The following is a 21203-nucleotide window of genomic DNA, read 5'->3' on the forward strand; positions in this document are numbered from 1 at the left end:
AGTAAAATTTGGAGGGAATTCGCTAAATTTGCAAAGTAACACACTCCAAACTCCACCCTACAGAAACGATGGAAGCAACCAATCGCCGCCTCCTGCTCATAATCAACCCGATATCCGGACTCGGAAGCAAAGAGACTTTCGAGCCTCTCGTGCGTAAGACTCTCGAGCCAATCGGCTATGAAGTAAAGACAGTATACACATGTGCGCGGGGCGACGCCACACGGCTCGCCCGTCAGGCTGTAAAAGAAGGATATTATGGAGTACTGGCCGCCGGCGGCGACGGTACGGTAAACGAAACCGCACGCGCCCTCTGCCATACCGACACGATACTCGGCATAATACCCTGCGGCTCGGGCAACGGTCTGGCTCGCCATCTTGGCATACCTATCGACCCGGCCTCTGCCGTGCGCATAATCGCCGAGGGCCATGTGACGGAGAGCGACTTCGGCGCTGTCAACGGGCGCCCGTTCTTCTGCACCTTCGGTGTAGGCTTCGATGCCGCAGTAAGCTCCAACTTCGCACGCCAGCACCGCCGCGGCCCCTTGACATATATAAGGAGCACGATAGCGGAATACATAAAGTTTCATCCACAGGTGTATACCGTAAGCGCCAACGGACATGTACTCACCGAGAAGGCATTCCTGATAGCCGTGTGCAACGCCTCCCAGTATGGCAACAACGCCTATATAGCCCCGCGCGCGTCGATTACCGACGGCGAACTCGACATAACCATCATACACGCCGGCAATCCGCTCGATACGGCGATGGTGGGCATGGATTTGTTTACCGGCTACATCAACCAGAACACCCTGATACATTCGTTCCGCGCACCGGCAGCCGTAATCTACCGTCAGCAGACGGGTCCGGCTCATCTCGACGGCGAACCGCTGACAATCGACGACACGATGGAAATAAAATGTCATCCCGCCGGATTGCGGATTTTCACACCCGAACAGGAGGTAGTGTTCCGTCCGCTGATTACACCGATAGAAAATGCCGCAAGAGACATTGCATGTTCTGTAACACGGCTTTTTAACAGAAAATAAGCATCTGAAAAGCGCAAATTCCTCCGGAAAATGCGCTTTTTAATTTTTTTTGCCGGATTTTTTGCATATGCGGCGAAAAAATTGTAACATTGTGAAATCAAAATATAGTATACACCGCAACAGGGTATAATCTCTCGTCCCCTCGAAGCTCTCCATCAAAACAGAGTACGCTGAAAATCTATAACCATACCAATACCGATTGTATTTATTCTCTGTACTCCCTGACTTTAGAAATCTAAAACTAAAATTCTAACCATATCACCAAATGAGTTATCTTAAATTTGATAAAAACCTCATGATTAACTTGGAGCAGTCGCTCAATAAAGAGATGCTCCGTACGAATCAGGCCGGCGCTTATCACTGCTCATCGATTGTAGGGTGCAACACCCGCAAGCAGCATGGACTTCTGGTGATTCCGATTCCCGAGCTCGGCAACAAAAACTTTGTGATGCTGTCGTCGCTCGATGAAACGGTAATCCAGCACGGCGCACCATTCAATCTCGGACTCCACCGCTATCAGGGAGGTGTATACAGTCCAAACGGACACAAGTATATCCGCGAATACGACTGTGAGACAGTGCCCCGCACCACATACCGCGTAGGTGGTGTGATTCTTACCAAAGAAGCCGTATTTATCTCGCAGGAAAACCGTATACTCATCCGATACACTCTTGTCGACGCCCACTCCGACACCACGCTCCAGTTCCGCCCGTTCCTTGCATTCCGCGAAGCCAACGACCTGGTGGTACAGAACAACCGCCTCAACCAGGACTTCACCGAAGTGGACAACGGCGTAGGCTTCTGTCTGTATCCCGGATTTCCGACGCTGTACATGCAGTTCAGCCAGAAAGCCAAATGGGTCAGCAACCCCAACTGGTACAACGGCATCGAATACATCAAGGACCTTGAAAGAGGTATCCCCTACACCGAAGATCTCTGGGTGCCCGGATACTTCGAGATACCCATAAAGAAGGGCGAGTCGATTATCTTCTCGGCCGGAACAAGCGAGGTAAAACACCGTTCGCTCAGCAAACTGTACGAAACAGAAATAGCAGGCCGCACACGCCGCACATCGTTCTATAACTGCCTGAAGAACGCGGCCAAGCAGTTCTATATAAAGGAAGGCAAAGAGATGTACCTCACCTCGGGATATCCGTGGGGCTCAATACGCGCACGCGACACATTCATGGCGCTACCGGGCTGCACGCTTGCCATTGACCATCTCGACGATTACCATGCTATCATGGGCACTATCCTCAAGGCGCTCAACAACTATATCGACAACGAGATGCTCGACGAGCGTATCCATGGCATCGACCTTCCCGACATACCCCTGTGGTGCATATGGGCCATACAGCAGTATGCCCGCTACCAGGGTATCGAGGCCGCCAGAAAAGAGTATCTGCCCGAAGTGGCGCGCATACTCGACTGGATTATAGCCGGCGGACATCCCAACCTCGCCGTGGAGACCAACGGACTGGTTGGCACTACCGGCACCAACACTCCGGTATCGTGGATGAACGCCACCTCAAATGGCTGGCCGCTGATACCGCGCACCGGACTGCTTGTCGAGTTCAACGCATTATGGTACAACGCTCTGATGTTTGCCTCGGCGCTTGCCGCCGATGTGCCCGGCTACGAAAAACGCCGCGACGAATGGACTACCCTCGCCGACGAGGCAAAGCCCGCATTCATCGACACATTCCTCAACGAGCACGGCTACCTCTATGATTATGTCAACGGCACATACGCCGACCCGTCGGTACGCCCGAATATGGCTGTGGCCATCGGACTCGACTACTCCCCGCTCGACCGTCGCCAGCGCAAGGGTGTGCTCGACGTCGTGACCCGCGAGCTGCTGACGCCAAAGGGTCTGCGCACACTGTCGCCCAAGAGCTACGGTTACCGTCCGTTCTATGTAGGCTCGCCTCAGGAGCGCGAACAGGCCTACCACAACGGCCCAGCCCGCCCATGGCTCATAGGAGCCTATGCCGACGCCTATCTGAAGGTCTACGGCCACTCGGGTGTAGGATATATCGACCGCATGCTCATTGGCTTCGAGGACGAGATGAGCCAGAACTGCATCGGCTCCGTATCGCAGATGTACGACGGCAACCCGCCATACAGCGGCCACGGAGCGATATCACAGGTATCCAACGTAGCCGAAGTGCTCCGCACTCTCCGCACTCTCAAAAAGTTAAACATGTAATCCCCTCTGCCAATGAAAGCATTAATGTTCGGGTGGGAATTCCCACCTCATATCCTCGGCGGTCTGGGCACTGCCAGCTATGGTCTCACCAAAGGCATGTGGGAGTGCGGTGACATGGATATCACCTTCGTCATCCCCAAACCCTGGGGCGACGAAGACCGCTCATTCGCCAAGATAATCGGAGCGTCGCAGGTGCCTGTAGGATGGCGCGACGTAAGCCGCGAATATGTAGAAAGCCGCATCGGCAATGTAATGGACCCCGACGAATACTTCCGTCTGCGCGACCATATCTATGCCGACTTCAACTATATGCGCCTCAACGACCTGGGCTGTATAGAATTTTCCGGACGCTATCCCGATAACCTTCTGGAGGAAATCAACAACTACTCGATATGCGCCGGTGTCATCGCCCGTACCGAGGAGTTTGACGTAATCCACTCCCACGACTGGCTCACATATCCCGCAGGCATACATGCCAAGCAGGTGACCGGCAAGCCGATGGTAATCCACGTACACGCCACCGACTTCGACCGCTCGCGCGGCAATGTGAACCCGACCGTGTTCAACATCGAGCGTGATGGTATGCTCCACGCCGACCACATAATCACGGTAAGTAATCTCACCCGCGCCACGGTAATCGACAAATACGGCATCGACCCGGCCAAGGTGACTACCGTACACAATGCCGTGACTCCACTGAGCGAGGAGCTGCTCAATGTGAATCCGCCGCGCTGCAAGGAGAAGGTAGTGACATTCCTGGGACGTATCACCATGCAGAAAGGTCCGGAATATTTCGTAGAGGCCGCCGCAAAAGTGCTGCGCAACAATCCGCAGGTGCGCTTTGTGATGGCCGGCAGCGGCGACATGATGGACAAGATGATTGACCTCGCCGCCGCACGAGGTATCGCCGACCGGTTCCACTTCCCCGGATTTCAGAAAGGAAAGCAGGTATACGAGATGCTGAAAGCCAGCGATGTCTACATTATGCCTTCGGTGTCCGAGCCGTTTGGAATATCGCCTCTCGAGGCCATGCAGATGGGCGTGCCGTCGATTATATCGAAACAGAGCGGATGCGCCGAAATCCTGACCAATGTGATAAAGACCGACTACTGGGACATCGATGCCATGGCCGACGCGATTAACGCTATCGTAAGCTATCCGGCCATGCACGACCAGCTCAAAGAGGACGGCCTCGCCGAGGTAAACCAGATTACATGGGACAAGGCAGGACAGAAAGTCATCAATATCTACAATCAGGTGCTCCACCGCTAAACAGAGAATCAATAACAACAAATACCGAATAAATTAAAATACCATATAGGCTTATGAAAGCTATCTGCTTCTATTTCCAGATCCATCAGCCCTTCCGTCTAAAACGCTACCGCTTCTTCGATATCGGCAACGACCACTACTACGACGACGAGTTTACCAACGAGGATATCCTCTCGCGTATAGCCCACCGCAGCTACATCCCCGCCGCCGAATCGTTGCTGCGCATGATTGAGGAGAGCAAGGGCAAATTCCGCTGCGCCATATCACTCACAGGCGTGGTAATCGAGCAACTCGAAATCTACGTGCCCGAGTTCCTCGACCTGCTTAAGAAACTGGCCGACACCGGATGTGTCGAATTCCTTGCCGAAACATATTCCCACTCTCTGGCTTCGCTCATCGACCCTGAAGAGTTTGAGGCACAGGTAAAAGCCCATGACCAGCTCATATACGAGAAATTTGGACAGCACCCAAAGGTCCTGCGCAATACCGAGCTTATCTACTGCGACGAGATGGCCCCGATGATTCACTCGATGGGATACAAAGGCGTAATCACCGAAGGCGCAAAGCATATCCTCGGATGGAAATCGCCCAACTACGTATATCAGGCCGCATCATGCCCGAAGCTCAAGCTGCTGCTTAAGAACGACAAACTGTCGGATGACATCGCCCGCAACTTCTCCAACACATCATGGGAGGCATACCCGCTTACAGCCGACAAATATATCGACTGGATTGCATCGACCCCCGCCGACGAGCAGGTAGTAAACCTCTTCATGAATCTGGAGACATTCGGCGACTTCCAACCGCGCGAAACCGGCATATTCCAGTTCCTTGAAGCTCTGCCCCGATTTGCTGCCGAACGCGGCGTGGAATTCATCACTCCATCAGACGCTATCAGCAAGCTCAAACCGGTAGCCGAACTGAGCGTACTCCACCCCATCTCATGGGCCGACGAAGCACACGACACCTCGGCATGGCTCGGCAACAAGCTCCAGAATGAGGCATTCAACAAGCTCTACTCAGTGGCCGAACGCGTACGCCTCTGTACCGACCGCCGACTCAAGCAGGACTGGAACCATCTGCAGTCGTCCGACCACTTCTTCTACATGTCGACCAAGCACTTCAACGACGGAGCCGCCCATGCGATGTTCTCGCCCTACGAGACACCCTATCAGGCATTCACCAATTATATGAATGTACTGGCCGACTTCCTCGTGCGCGTCGACGAGCAATATCCCAAGTCGATCGACAATGAAGAGCTCAACGCCCTGCTCTCAACCATCAACAACCAGAACTCGGAAATCGAGATGCTCAACAAAGAGCTCCAGTCGATGCGCAACAACCTCGAGCACCTCAACGAGGAGCACGCCACACGTGCTGCTGTAGCCCAGGGTAAGAAACTTGACGAAAATCTCCAGGTAGAGGAAGCTCCCGCCAAGAAAGCAACCGTCAAGAAAGGATGCAAAAAAAACGTCGAAAAAGCACCGAAAGCCGAAAAGAAACCCCGCGCTTCCAAAAAGGCTAAAAACGACGCAGCCGACGAGCCCAAAGCCTAAACCGGAATATTACTGATATTCATAATCACATACAGGTGTGTCGCTACGATTGGCGACACACCTGTTTTTTGCTTAAAAGCGAATGGTTTTAGTGGAATAAATTCAATAATTTGGCAAAAATTTGTTAAATACACTATTTGGAGCACGATTTTTTTTGGTATTAACAAAACTATCCTTAACTTTGTCTCAGTTTTTCATGGTATTAGATTTAAGGTAAAAAGATTATTCGTCGTGATGACGAGTAATTTTTTTATTTTATACAGATACCTCCAGTAAAGTCAAGACTTTTAAATCCTGACACTCAATATTTTGCATTCTAAGCCTATGACACCCCGCCATATCGAACTGCTCGCTCCGGCACGTACAGCCGACATTGCCCGCGCCGCCATTGACTGCGGAGCCGACGCTGTATATATCGGAGCCGACCGCTTCGGCGCACGCGCGGCAGCCGCCAATACAGTCGACGAAATCGCCAGTCTGTGCGACTATGCCCACCGGTTTCGCGTACGCATCTACGCCACCCTCAACACAATAATATATGAAGACGAGCTGCGTCAGGCCGAACTGCTTGCCAAGAGATTGTGGAAAGCGGGAGTCGATGCGCTTATCGTACAGGACATGGCCATGCTCCGGCTCGACCTGCCACCGATAGCCCTACATGCATCTACACAATGCGACATACGCACTGCGGAGAAGGCACGTTTTCTGGCCGCACTCGGATTCAGCCAGCTGGTACTCCCGCGCGAGTTGACCCTCGACGAGATAAAAGAGATACACGATGCGGCGCCGGACACTCCGCTTGAGGCGTTTGTACACGGTGCGCTATGCGTAAGCTACAGCGGCGACTGCCAGGCAAGCTATGTCGCGGGCGGACGAAGCGCCAACCGCGGAGAGTGCGCACAGATATGCCGTCTGCCGTTCACCCTTACCGATGGCAACGGAAAGGCTTTTGGCGATATGCCTCGCCACTACCTGTCGCTGCGCGACCTGCGACGGGCCGAGGCTCTGCTACCGATGATTGAGGCTGGCGTGTCATCGTTTAAAATCGAGGGGCGACTGAAGGACGAGTCGTATGTGAAAAATGTCACTGCCTACTACCGCCAGGCAATTGACAAAATCATTGACAAGAATCCCGATATATACCTACGCAGTTCGGCAGGGGAAAGCGCCATACCGTTTACTCCGTCGCTCGAAAAGAGCTTTAACCGCGGATTTACGCCCTATTTTCTCACCAATGGTCGTCCGGATATGAAAATGGCTTCCATGCTCACCCCGAAATCCCAAGGTGAAAAGGTGGGCAAGGTAAAAAGCGTTAAACCCGACGGCTCGATAATCGCGGCACTCGACACACCGCTCGCCAATGGCGACGGACTCGGATATTTCGACCCTACAGGCCGGTTTACCGGCTTCAGAGTAAACCGCGTGGAGGGTTCACGCATATTTCCGGCAACGAGAGTATCACCGCGCTCCGGCACAGTGCTTTACCGCAACAGCGACATGGAGTTTGAGCGCGAGAGTTCACGCGCGGCCACAAGGACACTACTGGTCGACATGGCTCTGCGAGCAGTCGGTAGCGATGGAATAGCGCTCAATCTGACCGACGCACGCGGTATCAACATATCAACAGCCATTTACGGTGTAGGCCACGACATGGCCCGCACACCGCAGACCGACTCCCAGCAACGCGTTCTGGCAAAGCTCGGCGGCACCATATACCAAACCGGGGAAATCGACAATTCCTCTACCGCAGATATATTCATACCGGCATCGGCACTGACCTCACTTAGGAGAAACGCTTTCGCCCTGCTCGACCGCACGGCGGCAATCACATACCGCCGCGACATGCGCCGCAAAGAGAATCCTGACACAATGTGGCCCGCAGGCACATCTCTGTCGCGCCACGACAACGTGGCAAACACCCTTGCCTGCCAGGTATACCGCGACCATGGTGTAAGCGGAAAAATCTCTCCGGCCACAGAGACAGCGCCCCGGATAGAAGAGAATCCGACTGTAATGACCACACGCTACTGTGTAAGGCGCGAGCTCGGAGCATGTCTGCGCACACCGTCGGGCACATCATTGAAAGGACCGCTCACACTCACGGCTGATATCGCCGGCGGACGCAGGCTTACTCTACGGCTCGACTTCGATTGTACGGCATGTCGCATGAAGGTTGTCAAACTCTGAGAAGAAAAACAAAGGGCGCCGGAGAGTTTTTCCGACGGCCTTCATTCAGCGCCCTTGGAGAGCAAAGCGGCGTGTAACCGACTCAGGCACTTCAGGCAGATAGTGGGTGACGTAGACCAAAGTCGGAGAGTCGCGTCGCGCTATCTCGTTGACCACGGCACGCACAGCACGCTTGCGCGCGGCGTCAAGGCCATGAAGCGGCTCGTCGAAGATAAGCAGGTCGGGATGCTTGATGAATGTCCTTGCTATCAGAACAAGACGCTGCATGCCGGCCGAAAGATTGCGGTAAGGCATATCGGCCACTCCCTCGAGATGAAACAGTCGCAACCAGCGCATGGCCTCCTCGCGGGCCTCGGCTGAGACTGAGCCGAAATTGCCTATTGTGTCGCGCAGACCCTGTGCCACAACTTCAGCCACAGTGCCTCCCGAGCGGAAATACAGATGCATCTCGGGCGACACATATCCTATACGCCTCTTAATGTCCCAGATGCTTTCACCCGAACCTCTACGCTTGTCGAATATTGTGATATCATTGGAATAGGCCTGTGGATTGTCGGCAAATATCAGGCTAAGCAACAATGACTTGCCCGAGCCGTTTGGCCCGGACAATGACCAGCACTCACCCTTCCTTACAGTCCAGTCGACATGGTCGAGCACAACCGTAGAGCCATATGCCACCCTACAGTCGCGCAAAGCGAATGTAATGTCATGGGGAGTCACCTCCATGCGGCGCAAAGGTATTGCCGACAAATCCACCGCATAGTCCATCATCGACCATGCCGTCTCTCTCATGGCCGTTACATCATCACAGCCATTCTGAGCATATATTGGATTGCCGAGCTCCATACCGTCAATCGGAAGAAACATGTCCGTGAAGTCGGGTATCTCGGCCGGATTACACAAAAGCAGCATCACGGATGTACCCTCACGGGCTACCTCGCGGAGGGTGTCATTAAACACATCGCGCGACACTGCGTCGAGCCCTATATACGGATTGTCGAGTACAAGCAATTCGGGAGCATCGAGCAAGGCATTGACGAGCAACAGCTTGCGCAGCTCTCCGCTCGACAGGTAGTTGACTTTCTTTTCTACCGTATGCTCAAGTGAGAAACGCGATGCAAGCTCACCCCATCGTGGCATTGCCATGCGCGTTCCCAGCAAGTCGCCGACAGAAGGGACATCATCGTTCATCGTCGCCTCCAGACGCTGCTGGTAATATTCTGTATGGAATCCGGCAAGCGAATGTATGTCGCCGAATTCAATCATCTTTACCGACGGCTTCTGCTCACGCGAGGTGGTGATGCGGTTGGTGGTGATGTTCCATCCCTTTGCGATAATATTTCCGAGGGTAGACTTGCCTGCGCCGTTAGGACCGAACACAACGGTCACACCCTCGGGGATTACTACTCCGGCGGGTACCGCTATCTTCTGCATCCGCCATGTAAGCATGGGGCTGCACAGAGTGAAAAGTTCTTTCATAATCAGGCTGGATATCACCCGGCAGCGACCGACTTGATATACTCGTGCATCTCACGGGTATGGGAGTCGACACTGTGAAGCAGCTTGAGCTGGGCGCGGGTGCGCACAAGATTATGCTCGGGATACTGTATTTTGTAATATGTATCGCCGTTGATATAGTCGGCCAGGAATCTTACGGCCTGCATGTAGGGGAACATGGCCGCCGCATAGGGCAGATTCTCTATTTCAACCGGAGTGAGAAACGCGCCGGCTCCGGCAAGATAACCCTTGGTAAACGCCCGGAATATATCCATATCGAACTCTACATGGTCGAGGTCGCGGTCATCCTCATCGCCCTTGTTGGCTCCCGTACGCAGGAAGTCGCCATAGTCGCTGAACACGTAGCTGGGCATCACGGTGTCGAGATCAATCACACACAGCATACGCCCCTGCTCGTCAAACATCATGTTATTGACCTTTGTGTCGCAGTGGCATATACGTTTTGGCAGACGCCCCTCGCGATGAAGCCGTTCGGCAAGGCACATCTCGTCGGCACGGCTCTCGATTTCGTCAATAAGGTCGCGCACACCTGCAACACGCCCCTTGGGGTCGCTCGCCACAGCCTCGCGCAACTGGCGCAGACGCAACTCCATGTTATGGAAATCAGGGATACTTTCCTTCAGGTCGGCATTGATATCGACAAGCATCGACTGGAATTCGCCGAACGCTTTTCCGGCACAACGCGACGATTCGGGAGTGACAGCCTCAAGAGTATGTGCGCCGGGAATGAATACCATCATGCGCCAATAGTTTTCACCGTCATGATAATAAGTCTTTCCACCCTCTTTTACAGGAATAAAGCGGAGCACCTTGCGGTCGATATCGTCGGTACCGGCCTCCTGGAGTTTACGACGTATATGTGCGGTAACAGCCTCGATGTTTCCCTGCAATACATCGACATCCGTGAATATATGATGATTGATACGCTGCAGCACATAATCGGGCGCATCGGTCTCCGAGGTACGCACCACATAAGTATCGTTGATCAGACCGTTACCGAGCGCCTTCACACTCTCAACGGTACCAAGGGTGGCAAATTGAGCCACTATTTTATGGAAGTCAGTCATAGTTGAAAAGTTATATCCACAAATTTAATCATTTTTACATATAAATTCCACCACACTTTTCTTTTATTGGCATTATATTTGCAACAACCCCACTGCACAACCTTGCCAAATTGTTAACACTTGATGTAAACTCCTATACATAATAGTCGTAACAGCATATTATGCACACTACCGCACGCCCAACAACAATGGTTATACGGTGGAAAATGGTTGCGGGGTTGGAGGGAATTGAAAAAATGAGTAATTTTACGGGCAAATTGGGGCAATAGGTCATTGAAGAATGCCGGAGCCGGAGTATCGCCATTCGCATACTCCGTACACAGGCATCTCAGATGGCCGCCAAGACACCAAATAATCCGAATCGGGAGTATTGAATTACGTGTCTCATGCATCACCCAATTTTATATCATATATTTGTGCCGGACAATGCTCCGTCATCTCATTTTCACAACGACACCCTACAATGAGCAAAAAAATAAAAGTAGGTATCACCCACGGCGACCCCAACGGCATCGGCTATGAGGTGATATTAAAGACATTAAGCGACACTCGGATTCCCGAGCTGTGTACTCCGATAGTATACGGATCGGCCAAAATAGCCGCCTACTACAGAAAAGGGATGGAACTTCCCCAGGTGGCCATGAACACAATCACTGCCGCAGGGCAGGCCAAGGATGATGCTGTAAACATAATAAATGTAATAGGCGAGGATTTCAAAATCGAGCCGGGTGTAGCCTCAAAGAGCGCCGGCGAAGCTGCATTCATAGCCCTTGAGCGCGCTGTAGCCGATTTGCGTGCCGGCGAGATTGATGTAATCGTCACAGCTCCCATAAGCAAGGATACAATCCAGAGCGAGACATTCCACTTCCCGGGACATACCGAATATCTCGAATCGTCGCTTGGCGACGGCGACAAGGCCCTGATGATACTGGCCAACGACCGTCTGCGCATAGCGCTCGTGACCACTCATCTGCCCATTGCAAAAATAGCCGACGCGATTACACGCGATGCCGTACTCGACAAACTGCGCATATTCAATCGCTCGCTACGCCGCGACTTCAACATCGACACTCCGCGTATAGCTGTACTGTCGCTCAACCCCCATGCTGGTGAGGGCGGCCTGCTCGGCAACGAGGAGAACGAAATAATCGCTCCGGCCCTTGAAGAAGCCCGCAATGAAAAGATACTCGCATTCGGTCCGTATGCCGCCGACGGATTCTTCGGCACCGAGGCCTACCGCAAGTTTGACGGAGTGCTTGCAATGTACCACGACCAGGGACTCGCCCCATTCAAGACTATCGCAATGGACTCCGGCGTCAACTTTACTGCCGGACTTCCCTACGTGCGCACATCGCCCGACCACGGCACGGGATTCGACATCGCCGGACAAGGCAAAGCCTCCGACGAATCTTTCCGACAGGCAATCTATATGGCCATCGATACATTCCGCTCACGCCGGCATTTCGATGAGGCATACGCCAATCCCCTGCGACGCCAGTACTTCGACAAAGGAAAAGACAACGTAGTGCTCGATCTGAGCAAGGATGACAGCAATCCCCAGGAGTAATAGAGCATACACGAGCATATTAGAATCCATCATATCACCACAACTACAGTGCATTACGCCATAATAGCCGCCGGAGAAGGTTCGCGGCTTGTACAAGAGGGCATACAACTGCCCAAACCGCTCGTCGACCTCGACGGGCGTCCTATGATAAAGCGTCTCATCGACATCATGCTCGACTGCGACGCCGAGTCGCTGTCGGTAATCGTCAACGAGCAGATGACCGACGTACGCGATTATCTCGAGAGCCTGACACTCCCCGTGCCATTCAATCTGGTCGTGAAGACTACTCCCAGCTCTATGCATTCGTTTTATGAGGTAAGCCGGACATTCCCTTCAAGCGGAAAGTTTGTGCTCACCACTGTCGACACGATATTCCACGAGACCGACTTCCGCCGCTACGTAAAGGCATTTGCCGATAGCGACGATGCCGACGGCTACATGGGGGTAACCACTTTCATCGACGACGAAAAACCATTGTATATAGATGTCGACGAGCCATCTATGACAATCACAGCCTTCCGCGACAAGCCCTGGGTGGGCGTACGCTACATCTCAGGAGGCATATACGGGCTTACCCCACCCGCCCTCGGCATACTCGACCGCTGTCTGGCACAGGGCACAAGCCGCATGCGCAACTACCAGCGAGCTCTCGTCGACGGAGGCCTCACCCTTAAGGCCTTCCCTTTCAGCAAGATTGTCGACGTTGACCATGCCGGCGATATAGAGACAGCCCGACGGTTCATATCGCAGGGTGAATAAACGGCTCATCACAATCACACCAATTGTCAACACCTCTTTCTAACAACAATAAAAGCAATGGCTGAAATCAATATTGCCGGCATAATGCGTGCCGGAGCATATTCGCCAAACCATATCGGCAACGACGCCGCGATATTCAACGCTGTGGCTGACCAACTGCGCAAACGCGGATGCATAGTCAATATCTACAGCGAGGAACAGTTCAACAACGGCCAGGTAAACGAACCGGTAATCATCAACATGTGCCGTGAAATGAAATCGATACAGCGCCTGCAGCAACTCGAGGATGAAGGTGTGCTTGTAATCAATTCAGGCTACGGCATCGAGAACTGCACACGCGAACGCATGACCCGCATACTCGTAGGGAGCAATATCCCATACCCCGAGAGTCTTATCGTAAACACCGACGAGAGTGTGAAGGGTGCACTGAAGGATGCCGCGTTCAGCCAGTGCTGGATAAAACGCGGCGACTTCCATGCCATGCACAAAGAGGATGTAAGCTATGTGCGCCATCCCGAGGAAGCACAGGAAGTACTTCAGGAGTACTTTCTCCGCGGTATAAAGCGTGCCGTCATCAACCGACATCTCGTAGGCGACCTGATTAAATTCTATGGCGTGCAGGGCACACCGTTCTTCTTCTGGTTCTATCCGTTCGACGAAGGCCACTCCAAATATGGCCACGAAGCCATCAACGGAAAGAGCAAAGGGATAGAATTTGACCGGCAGCATATGCGCGACATATGCCAGCGCGCATCAGAAGTACTTGATGTAAAGATATATGGTGGTGACTGCATAGTAAGTCCCGACGGAGACATACGCATAATCGACTTCAACGACTGGCCCAGTTTCGCTCCATGCCGTCAGGAGGCAGCCCCATATATCGCCAAGTGCATACTCACCACCATCAAAGACCATACAAGCAAATGAACGCCATGGCCAACAACAACACCGCCGCCCGGCCGACCGCGAAGGTAAGCTACCGAGATACCCTCAAGTCGATGGACACCGAAGAGCATATCGACCTCGCATTTTACCGCCCGATAGGCTACATGTGGGCTTGTCTGGCAAAACGTCTCGGCGTTACTCCCAACGCCATCACCATAGCATCCATATTCCTCGGAATAGGCGCGGGAATAATGTTTTATTTCCCCGACATGTGGCTCAACGTCATAGGCATGCTTCTGCTTATATGGGCCAATTCGTTTGATTCAGCCGACGGACAGCTCGCCCGCATGACAAAGCAATACTCGCGCCTTGGCCGAATACTCGACGGCCTGTCGGGCGACCTTTGGTTTGCATCGATATATATCGCCATATGCCTGCGCGAGAATATCACATCCGAATTCTTCAGCGCCCACCCATGGGTGATATGGGTAGTAGCCGTAGTGACCGGTCTGTGCCATGCTAAGCAGGCCGCCGCCGCCGACTATTACCGTCAGTTCCACCTCTACTTCCTTAAGGGAGAAGAAGGAAGTGAGCTGGAGTCATGCGACGAGCTGCGCAGCCGTCTGGCCACCCTTTCCTGGAGCAAAAACTTCTGGAAAAAACTGACTTTGACATTCTATACCCAATATACAGCCAATCAGGAAGCCCTTACCCCGTCCATGCAGACACTGCGCCGCGAGCTACGCAAGCGATTTGCATCAGGAGTCATACCTATGGATTTCCGGGAGGCTTTCCGTGCGAAGAGCCTCCCGCTGATGAAGTATACCAACATCCTCTCCTTCAACTGGCGTGTGATAGCTTTGTTCACCGCACTTTTCCTTCAGATGCCATGGCTATATTTCGCATTCGAGCTTATCGTGCTCAACGCATTGCTCGTATATATGATTGTACGACATGAACACATATGCCGCGACTTCACCAAAGAACTTAAAGATGGGAAATATTAAAGGTATAATATTTGACTACGGCGGCACTATCGACAGCCGCGGCGTACACTGGAGCGAGATAATCTGGGACGGCTACCGCGCAAGCGGCACTACGGTCGATAAAGAAACATTCCGCGAAGCATACGTATATGCCGAACGCGAACTCGCAAAGGTACGCCACATCATGCCCGACGACAACTTCCACACCCTGCTGCTTAAGAAAATGCAGATAGAGCTGGGATGGCTTGCCGACCACGGCTACATAAGTGCCGATGACGCTCGCCGCATGGCACCTGAAATCGCACGCTATTGTTATGAACGCGCGCGCGAGTGCGTAGAGGAAGCCCGTCCGGTGCTTGAGGCTATTCGCGAGCGCCACATCCCTATGGTGCTCGTAAGCAACTTCTATGGCAATGTACAGGCCGTGCTTGCCGATTTCAACCTGCTGCAGTACTTCGAAAGCATAATCGAAAGCGCAGTTGTAGGCGTGCGCAAACCCGACCCGCAGATATTCCGCCTCGGAGTAGATGCGCTCGGAATGAAACCCGAAGAAGTGCTTGTCGTAGGCGACTCCTATAAAAAAGACATCGTGCCTGCCGAAACAATAGGCTGCCGTGTGGCCTGGATAAAGGGCAAAGGGTGGACCGCCGAAGAAGACGTCGTGACCCACCCCTCTATTATCAAAAACATCGGCGAAGTACTCCAAGCAGCATTTTGATTTATTAACATAACAATGGCTAAAAAGCCAACAATTAGGCCATTTTAACCAATACGGCTTATATTTAGTGTTTTTTCACAAAAATTCAATAAAGTTAGCCGAAAAATCTTTTTGCAACTCAAAAATACTGACTACTTTTACGGGCTAATTTAAGCGTGGCGCAGTGTTATGCTCTGCCCACACCGCTTCAACAACGAAAACAACAATAACAAATAGACAAATTAACCATCATCATGAACCAGACTGACGTTAAGAAAGCCGAGGGCAAACTCGGTATTCTCGTAGTAGGACTCGGAGCAGTAAGCTCAACATTCATCACCGGCGTACTCATGGCCCGCAAAGGCCTTGCCAAGCCTGTAGGATCAATGACTCAATACGACATCATGCGCGTAGGCGAAGGTGCCGACAAGAAATATCTCCATTACAACCAGATTGTGCCCATCGCCGATCTCAACGACATCGAATTCGGTTCTTGGGACGTATATCCCGCCAACGCTTTCGAATCGGCCATGAACGCCGAGGTTCTCAAGGAAAAAGATATCCTTCCCGTAAAGGACGAGCTTGAAAAGATTGTCCCCATGAAGGCAGCTTTCGACCACAACTACGCAAAGCGTCTTGACGGTGATAACATTATGCAGGGCAAGACCCGCTGGGAAATGGTAGAAGTTCTCCGCGAAGATATCCGCAACTTCAAGAAAGAGCATGGCTGCAACCGTGTTGTAGTGCTCTGGGCTGCTTCTACTGAAGTATATGTAGCTCCCGATAAAAACGTACACTACACTCTCGCCGACCTCGAAAAGGCCATGAAGGCTGACGACAAGGAGCATGTAGCACCCTCTATGTGCTATGCCTACGCAGCCCTCACCGAAGGCGCTCCCTTCGTAATGGGTGCCCCCAACACTACCGTCGATATCCCTGCAATGTGGGAACTCGCCGAAAAGACCAAAATGCCTATCGCCGGCAAGGACTTCAAGACAGGCCAGACCCTTGTAAAGTCGGGATTCGCACCTATTATCGGTGTACGCTGCCTCGGCCTCGCAGGCTGGTTCTCAACCAACATCCTCGGAAACCGCGACGGTCTCGTGCTTGACGAACCCGCCAACTTCCGCACAAAAGAGGTCAGCAAGCTCTCTACCCTCGAGTCGATTCTCGTGCCGGAAAACCAGCCCGACCTCTACACCGACTACTACCACAAGGTACGTATCAACTACTATCCCCCGCGCAACGACAACAAGGAAGGCTGGGACAACATCGATATCTTCGGCTGGATGGGCTATCCTATGCAGATTAAGATTAACTTCCTCTGCCGCGACTCTATCCTCGCAGCACCCCTCTGCCTCGACCTCTGCCTCCTTATCGACCTCGCAGCACGCAACGGTCGCTACGGCACACAGCGCTTCCTGAGTTTCTTCCTCAAGAGCCCGATGCACGACTACACTGTAGACGAAGTGCCCGTAAACAACCTCTTCCAGCAGTACACAATGCTCAAGAACGCCATCCGTGAAATGGGCGGCTACAAGGCCGACGAACTCATAGACTAAACAAGAGCACGTCATACACACAAACCTTATGATTACGGCAAGCATGCCCCACGGCATGCTTGCCGTAACTATTTATACACATATTTACATTATAGCATATCATAGCCAAAAATTTGCGTATACCCGATATTCTTATTAACTTTGCAGCCGAATTGGAAAACATTGTTTCTCAACCAGTTTATGCAATTCTACAATGGGGGAGGCTTTACAGTTACGATAATTACTTATCTAACTTTTACAGATCTCTTTTCTCTTTAAGCGTGTGAAACTCATATAAATTACATTAATCAGATGAAAATAAGGCGTGTTATTCTATCGCTCTTTATGGCATGCACACTGATGGCTGCCGCAATGACCGACCAACAGGTGATAGACTACATCAAGCAGCAGACTGCTGCCGGAAAAAGCAACCAACAGATCGGAAAAGAACTGATGGCTAAAGGTGTGACTCGCGAACAGGCTCAAAGAATCAAAGAAAAATTTGAGTCGCAGCAGAACAGCGAGACCTCACCTACCACACAGAGCATCTCTCAAGCAAAAGCCGAACGTCGCCACAATGTCAACAATGACATTGCTTCGGAGTCAATGATTGACATAGGCCGTGAAGTAGACGAAGGCCAGGACGGACAGGTATCGGCACGCCAGATTTACGGACATAAGGTATTTAACTCGCGCGCGCTCACATTCGAGCCCAGCGAGAATATCGCCACACCCCAGAATTACCGTCTCGGCCCGGGCGATGAAGTGATTATCGACATATGGGGCACCTCGGAGGACCACCTGCGCCAGACAATCTCGCCGGAAGGCAGCATCATGATTTCCCAGATTGGCCCGGTCTACCTCAACGGAATGACTATCAACGATGCGAACAAACACATCAAGAACGCATTCTCAAAAAAATATGCCGGAATGGAAGATGCCGAGACCGACATTCAGGTAACACTCGGTCAGGTACGCACCATACAGGTCGACATTCTTGGCGAAGTAGCCACCCCCGGTACATTCCGCATGTCGCCGTTCGCATCGGTGTTCCATGCGCTCTACCGTGCAGGAGGCATCAACGACATCGGCTCACTGCGTAACATCCAGGTACTCCGCAACGGCAAGAAAGTAGCCGGAGTCGACATCTACGAATATCTCTTCGACGGCAAGACCAACGGCAATATACGTCTTCAGGAAGGCGACGTAATCATCGTACCTCCCTACGACCAGCTTGTAAGCATCGACGGCAATGTAAAGCGCCCGATGTATTACGAAATCAAGCCTGACGAAACCATAAAATCTCTGCTTGAATATTCCGGCGGATTCACAGGCGACGCATATGAAGGCATGGTAAGACTGGCACGTCAGTCAGGCACTGAAAACGAACTATACAACATCGAACGCGGTGAATTCGCATCATACCGTCTTCAGGACGGCGACATCATCACCGTAGGCACGATTCTTGACCGCTACGCCAACCGTGTGGAACTGAAAGGTGCAGTATACCGCCCCGGCATGTTTGCCATCGGCAAGGATATCAACACAGTAAGCGACCTCGTAAAAAAAGCCGACGGTGTGACCGACGACGCATACACCGACCGTGTGCTCCTCTATCGCGAAGGTCCGGATCTGGAACTACAGATAATGGCCCTCGACCTCAAGGACATACTTGAAGGCAGAGCCAAGGATGTAACCCTAAAGCGCAACGACGTGCTTGTAATCTCAAGCATTCACGAACTTGAAGAGCGTGGCGCACTCTCAATAGGCGGCCAGGTGGCACGTCCAGGCTCATATCCTTTTGCAGCCAACACTACCCTCGAAGACCTCATTTTTCAGGCCGGCGGCCTTCTCGAAGGCGCGTCCACAGCCCGCGTAGATATCTCACGAAGAATCGTCGACCCCACTTCGACACAGCAGACCCAGCAGATTTCGGAAATCTATACCGTATCAATCGAAAACGGTCTGGCTCTGAACAGCGGCAAAGGATTCAAACTTATGCCTTATGACCATGTCGAGGTAAGAAAGAGCCCCGGATACAACGCTCAGGAATCAGTCTCAGTAAGAGGCGAGGTGCTTTTCGACGGCAGCTATGTGCTCCAGAAGCGCAACGAGCGTCTGACCGACATAATCAAGCGCGCCGGAGGTATACTTGACGAGGCATACATCAAGGGTGCATACCTCACACGACGTCTATCCGAGGACGAACTTGCATCACGTAGAGAAGTACTCCGCCTTGCCATGGCAAACAGCGGTCCCGGCATGGGCGACTCTATCGCACTAAGCAAAATCAACGTATCTCCCACCTACAATGTAGGGATCAACCTTGAGAAGGCTATCCAGAATCCAGGCTCGCACTACGACGTCGTGCTTCAGCCCGGCGACGCGCTATTCATCCCCGAACAGCAGAGTACAGTCAAGATAGCCGGCGACGTGATGTTCCCCAACACCGTAGTATACGAGCCTGGTAAAAAACTCAGCTACTACATCGACCAGGCCGGCGGCTACGGACAGCGCGCCCGCAAAAACAAAGCGTTTATCGTATATCTCAACGGTACTGTGGCTAAAGCAAAACGCGGCACCCCTATCGAACCCGGATGTCAGATTATCGTGCCCTCGAAGCCCGACACCTCAAATACCGACTGGACAAAGATTCTCACACTCGCTACCTCATTCTCTTCTGTAGCCGCATTGGGAGCGACCATCACCAACATCTTCAAATAAACCGACATGACAGAGGATAAGATAAACAACGATAATGAGGTGGAAGAGAAGGAAATAGACCTTCTTGATCTTGCCTCCAGACTGTGGGATCAGCGCAGAAAGCTCATAAAGTGGAGCATCTGCGGGGCCGTGATTGGACTTGTAGTCGCATTCAGCATCCCTCGCGAATATGTTACATCAGTAACACTTGCCCCCGAAAGCAACGGTGCGAAATTGCCCGGCGGAGGCCTGGGCGCTCTCGCATCGATGGCCGGAATCAATACCGGAGCAGAAGCCGGCATGGACGCAGTATACCCTATGCTGTATCCCGACGTGGTAAGCTCGGTTCCGTTCATAACAAGCCTCTTCGACGTCGAGATAACGACTAAGGAAGATGGCAAGAAAATGACCGTCCAGCAGTTTATGGAAGACGAAACAAGCGCACCCTGGTGGAGCGTGATTCTCGGACTCCCCGGAAAACTTATCGGTCTTCTCAAATCGGTTGATGAAGCTGACGAAAACCATAAGCTCGACAGTTTCCAGCTCACACAGGACGAAAGTCTCCTTGTCGATGCTCTCAACCAAAGAATATCCGCGGCTGTAGATGCCAAGACATCTGTTGTGTCGATTGACGTCAAAATGCAGGACCCGCTCGTATCGGCAGTCCTCGCCGACACAGTAGTATCACGACTCAAGGAGTACATCACAGCCTACCGTACCAATAAAGCCCGCGAGGACCTCGAATACGCCGAAAAGCTTAACAAAGAGGCCAAGGACAACTACTACAAAATGCAGCAGAAGTATGCCGACTATCTCGACCGCAACCAGGGCATAGCCTTCCACTCGGCCCAGACAGTCAAGGAACGCCTTGCAAACGAAGCGACTCTGGCATTCAACCTGTATAACCAGACAGCCCAGCACGTACAGAGCGCTCAGGCAAAGGTGCAGGAAACAACACCGGTATACGCCATAATCACTCCGCCCACAGTGCCCATAAAACCCGCAAGTCCCAAGAAACTGTTGATTCTCATCGGATTTACATTCCTTGGATTCGCAGCCTGCGCCGCATGGATTCTGTCGGTATCTCCTTTCCTGACACAGTACAAGGAGAAACAGCTTGCCAAAACTGCCGAAATCCGTCAGGATGGCAATTCCACAGCAAGAGACTGATTTTGCTCTGCAACCGCACTCCTCCCTACTCCACTCTCTC

General features: G+C 52.4%; 15 protein-coding genes. 13 read left to right on the plus strand and 2 right to left on the minus strand.

Translation table 11 applies throughout. The features are described from left to right. The first annotated feature begins 68 nt into the window (after nt 1–68). From ADH68_RS01865 to ADH68_RS01885, 5 genes are all read left to right on the plus strand, one after another. Nucleotides 69–1046, plus strand: coding sequence for a diacylglycerol/lipid kinase family protein (locus ADH68_RS01865; protein ID WP_068960033.1), 978 nt, complete (start codon nt 69–71; stop codon nt 1044–1046). A gap of 265 nt (nt 1047–1311) precedes the next feature. After that, complete coding sequence (locus ADH68_RS01870; RefSeq protein WP_068960032.1) at nt 1312–3255, plus strand: glycogen debranching enzyme N-terminal domain-containing protein; 1944 nt, start codon at nt 1312–1314, stop codon at nt 3253–3255. Between the two features lie 12 nt (nt 3256–3267). Then, nucleotides 3268–4527 carry a glycosyltransferase gene (locus ADH68_RS01875; protein ID WP_068960031.1) on the plus strand — a complete coding sequence of 420 codons (1260 nt, stop codon included), beginning with the start codon at nt 3268–3270 and terminating at the stop codon, nt 4525–4527. 53 nt (nt 4528–4580) lie between these two features. Then, entirely contained in the window at nt 4581–6083 is a 1503-nt protein-coding gene (locus tag ADH68_RS01880; RefSeq protein WP_068960030.1) for a polysaccharide deacetylase family protein, read from the plus strand. A gap of 324 nt (nt 6084–6407) precedes the next feature. Then, nucleotides 6408–8270 carry a peptidase U32 family protein gene (locus tag ADH68_RS01885; protein ID WP_068960029.1) on the plus strand — a complete coding sequence of 621 codons (1863 nt, stop codon included), beginning with the start codon at nt 6408–6410 and terminating at the stop codon, nt 8268–8270. A gap of 45 nt (nt 8271–8315) precedes the next feature. On the opposite strand, the gene ADH68_RS01890 is transcribed toward ADH68_RS01885, so the two are convergent. Further along, the gene (locus ADH68_RS01890; protein WP_068960028.1) at nt 8316–9749 is read right to left on the minus strand and encodes an ATP-binding cassette domain-containing protein; all 1434 of its coding nucleotides are present in this window, start codon (nt 9747–9749) and stop codon (nt 8316–8318) included. A 14-nt stretch (nt 9750–9763) separates the two neighbouring features. After that, entirely contained in the window at nt 9764–10855 is a 1092-nt protein-coding gene (locus tag ADH68_RS01895; protein ID WP_068960027.1) for a phosphotransferase enzyme family protein, read from the minus strand. 463 nt (nt 10856–11318) lie between these two features. On the opposite strand from ADH68_RS01895, the gene pdxA reads away from it, so the two are divergent. The 8 genes from pdxA (at nt 11319) to ADH68_RS01935 (ending at nt 21163) form a co-directional block, all read left to right on the plus strand. Continuing rightward, nucleotides 11319–12422 carry a 4-hydroxythreonine-4-phosphate dehydrogenase PdxA gene (gene pdxA / locus ADH68_RS01900; RefSeq protein ID WP_068960026.1) on the plus strand — a complete coding sequence of 368 codons (1104 nt, stop codon included), beginning with the start codon at nt 11319–11321 and terminating at the stop codon, nt 12420–12422. A gap of 48 nt (nt 12423–12470) precedes the next feature. After that, nucleotides 12471–13181 carry an NTP transferase domain-containing protein gene (locus ADH68_RS01905; protein WP_068960025.1) on the plus strand — a complete coding sequence of 237 codons (711 nt, stop codon included), beginning with the start codon at nt 12471–12473 and terminating at the stop codon, nt 13179–13181. 57 nt (nt 13182–13238) lie between these two features. Next, complete coding sequence (locus ADH68_RS01910; protein WP_068960024.1) at nt 13239–14108, plus strand: ATP-grasp domain-containing protein; 870 nt, start codon at nt 13239–13241, stop codon at nt 14106–14108. A 5-nt stretch (nt 14109–14113) separates the two neighbouring features. Then, nucleotides 14114–15073 (plus strand): CDP-alcohol phosphatidyltransferase family protein, encoded by a 960-nt coding sequence (locus tag ADH68_RS01915; protein ID WP_068961983.1) that lies wholly within the window; start codon nt 14114–14116, stop codon nt 15071–15073. Then, nucleotides 15060–15770: an HAD family hydrolase gene (locus ADH68_RS01920; protein WP_068960023.1), complete on the plus strand. Its 711-nt coding sequence runs from the start codon at nt 15060–15062 to the stop codon at nt 15768–15770. The genes ADH68_RS01915 and ADH68_RS01920 overlap by 14 nt, the downstream gene beginning before the upstream one ends. 233 nt (nt 15771–16003) lie before the next feature. After that, nucleotides 16004–17311, plus strand: a complete 1308-nt coding sequence (locus ADH68_RS01925; protein ID WP_068960022.1) for an inositol-3-phosphate synthase — start codon at nt 16004–16006, stop codon at nt 17309–17311. A gap of 291 nt (nt 17312–17602) precedes the next feature. Then, entirely contained in the window at nt 17603–20014 is a 2412-nt protein-coding gene (locus tag ADH68_RS01930; RefSeq protein ID WP_232321438.1) for an SLBB domain-containing protein, read from the plus strand. Between the two features lie 6 nt (nt 20015–20020). Then, nucleotides 20021–21163, plus strand: coding sequence for a Wzz/FepE/Etk N-terminal domain-containing protein (locus ADH68_RS01935; RefSeq protein WP_068960021.1), 1143 nt, complete (start codon nt 20021–20023; stop codon nt 21161–21163). Nucleotides 21164–21203 lie beyond the last annotated feature (40 nt).

The sequence above is a fragment of the Muribaculum intestinale genome (assembly GCF_002201515.1).
GTDB classification, from domain to species: Bacteria; Bacteroidota; Bacteroidia; order Bacteroidales; family Muribaculaceae; genus Muribaculum; species Muribaculum intestinale.

Excerpts from the sequence above, each read along its gene's own strand:
- ADH68_RS01865 (WP_068960033.1), top strand. The coding sequence starts at position 69 with ATGGAAGCAACCAATCGCCGCCTCCTGCTCATAATCAACCCGATATCC.
- ADH68_RS01870 (WP_068960032.1), top strand. The coding sequence starts at position 1,312 with ATGAGTTATCTTAAATTTGATAAAAACCTCATGATTAACTTGGAGCAG.
- ADH68_RS01875 (WP_068960031.1), top strand. The coding sequence starts at position 3,268 with ATGAAAGCATTAATGTTCGGGTGGGAATTCCCACCTCATATCCTCGGC.
- ADH68_RS01880 (WP_068960030.1), top strand. The coding sequence starts at position 4,581 with ATGAAAGCTATCTGCTTCTATTTCCAGATCCATCAGCCCTTCCGTCTA.
- ADH68_RS01885 (WP_068960029.1), top strand. The coding sequence starts at position 6,408 with ATGACACCCCGCCATATCGAACTGCTCGCTCCGGCACGTACAGCCGAC.
- ADH68_RS01890 (WP_068960028.1), bottom strand. The coding sequence starts at position 9,749 with ATGAAAGAACTTTTCACTCTGTGCAGCCCCATGCTTACATGGCGGATG.
- ADH68_RS01895 (WP_068960027.1), bottom strand. The coding sequence starts at position 10,855 with ATGACTGACTTCCATAAAATAGTGGCTCAATTTGCCACCCTTGGTACC.
- pdxA (WP_068960026.1), top strand. The coding sequence starts at position 11,319 with ATGAGCAAAAAAATAAAAGTAGGTATCACCCACGGCGACCCCAACGGC.
- ADH68_RS01910 (WP_068960024.1), top strand. The coding sequence starts at position 13,239 with ATGGCTGAAATCAATATTGCCGGCATAATGCGTGCCGGAGCATATTCG.
- ADH68_RS01915 (WP_068961983.1), top strand. The coding sequence starts at position 14,114 with ATGGCCAACAACAACACCGCCGCCCGGCCGACCGCGAAGGTAAGCTAC.
- ADH68_RS01920 (WP_068960023.1), top strand. The coding sequence starts at position 15,060 with ATGGGAAATATTAAAGGTATAATATTTGACTACGGCGGCACTATCGAC.
- ADH68_RS01925 (WP_068960022.1), top strand. The coding sequence starts at position 16,004 with ATGAACCAGACTGACGTTAAGAAAGCCGAGGGCAAACTCGGTATTCTC.
- ADH68_RS01930 (WP_232321438.1), top strand. The coding sequence starts at position 17,603 with ATGAAAATAAGGCGTGTTATTCTATCGCTCTTTATGGCATGCACACTG.
- ADH68_RS01935 (WP_068960021.1), top strand. The coding sequence starts at position 20,021 with ATGACAGAGGATAAGATAAACAACGATAATGAGGTGGAAGAGAAGGAA.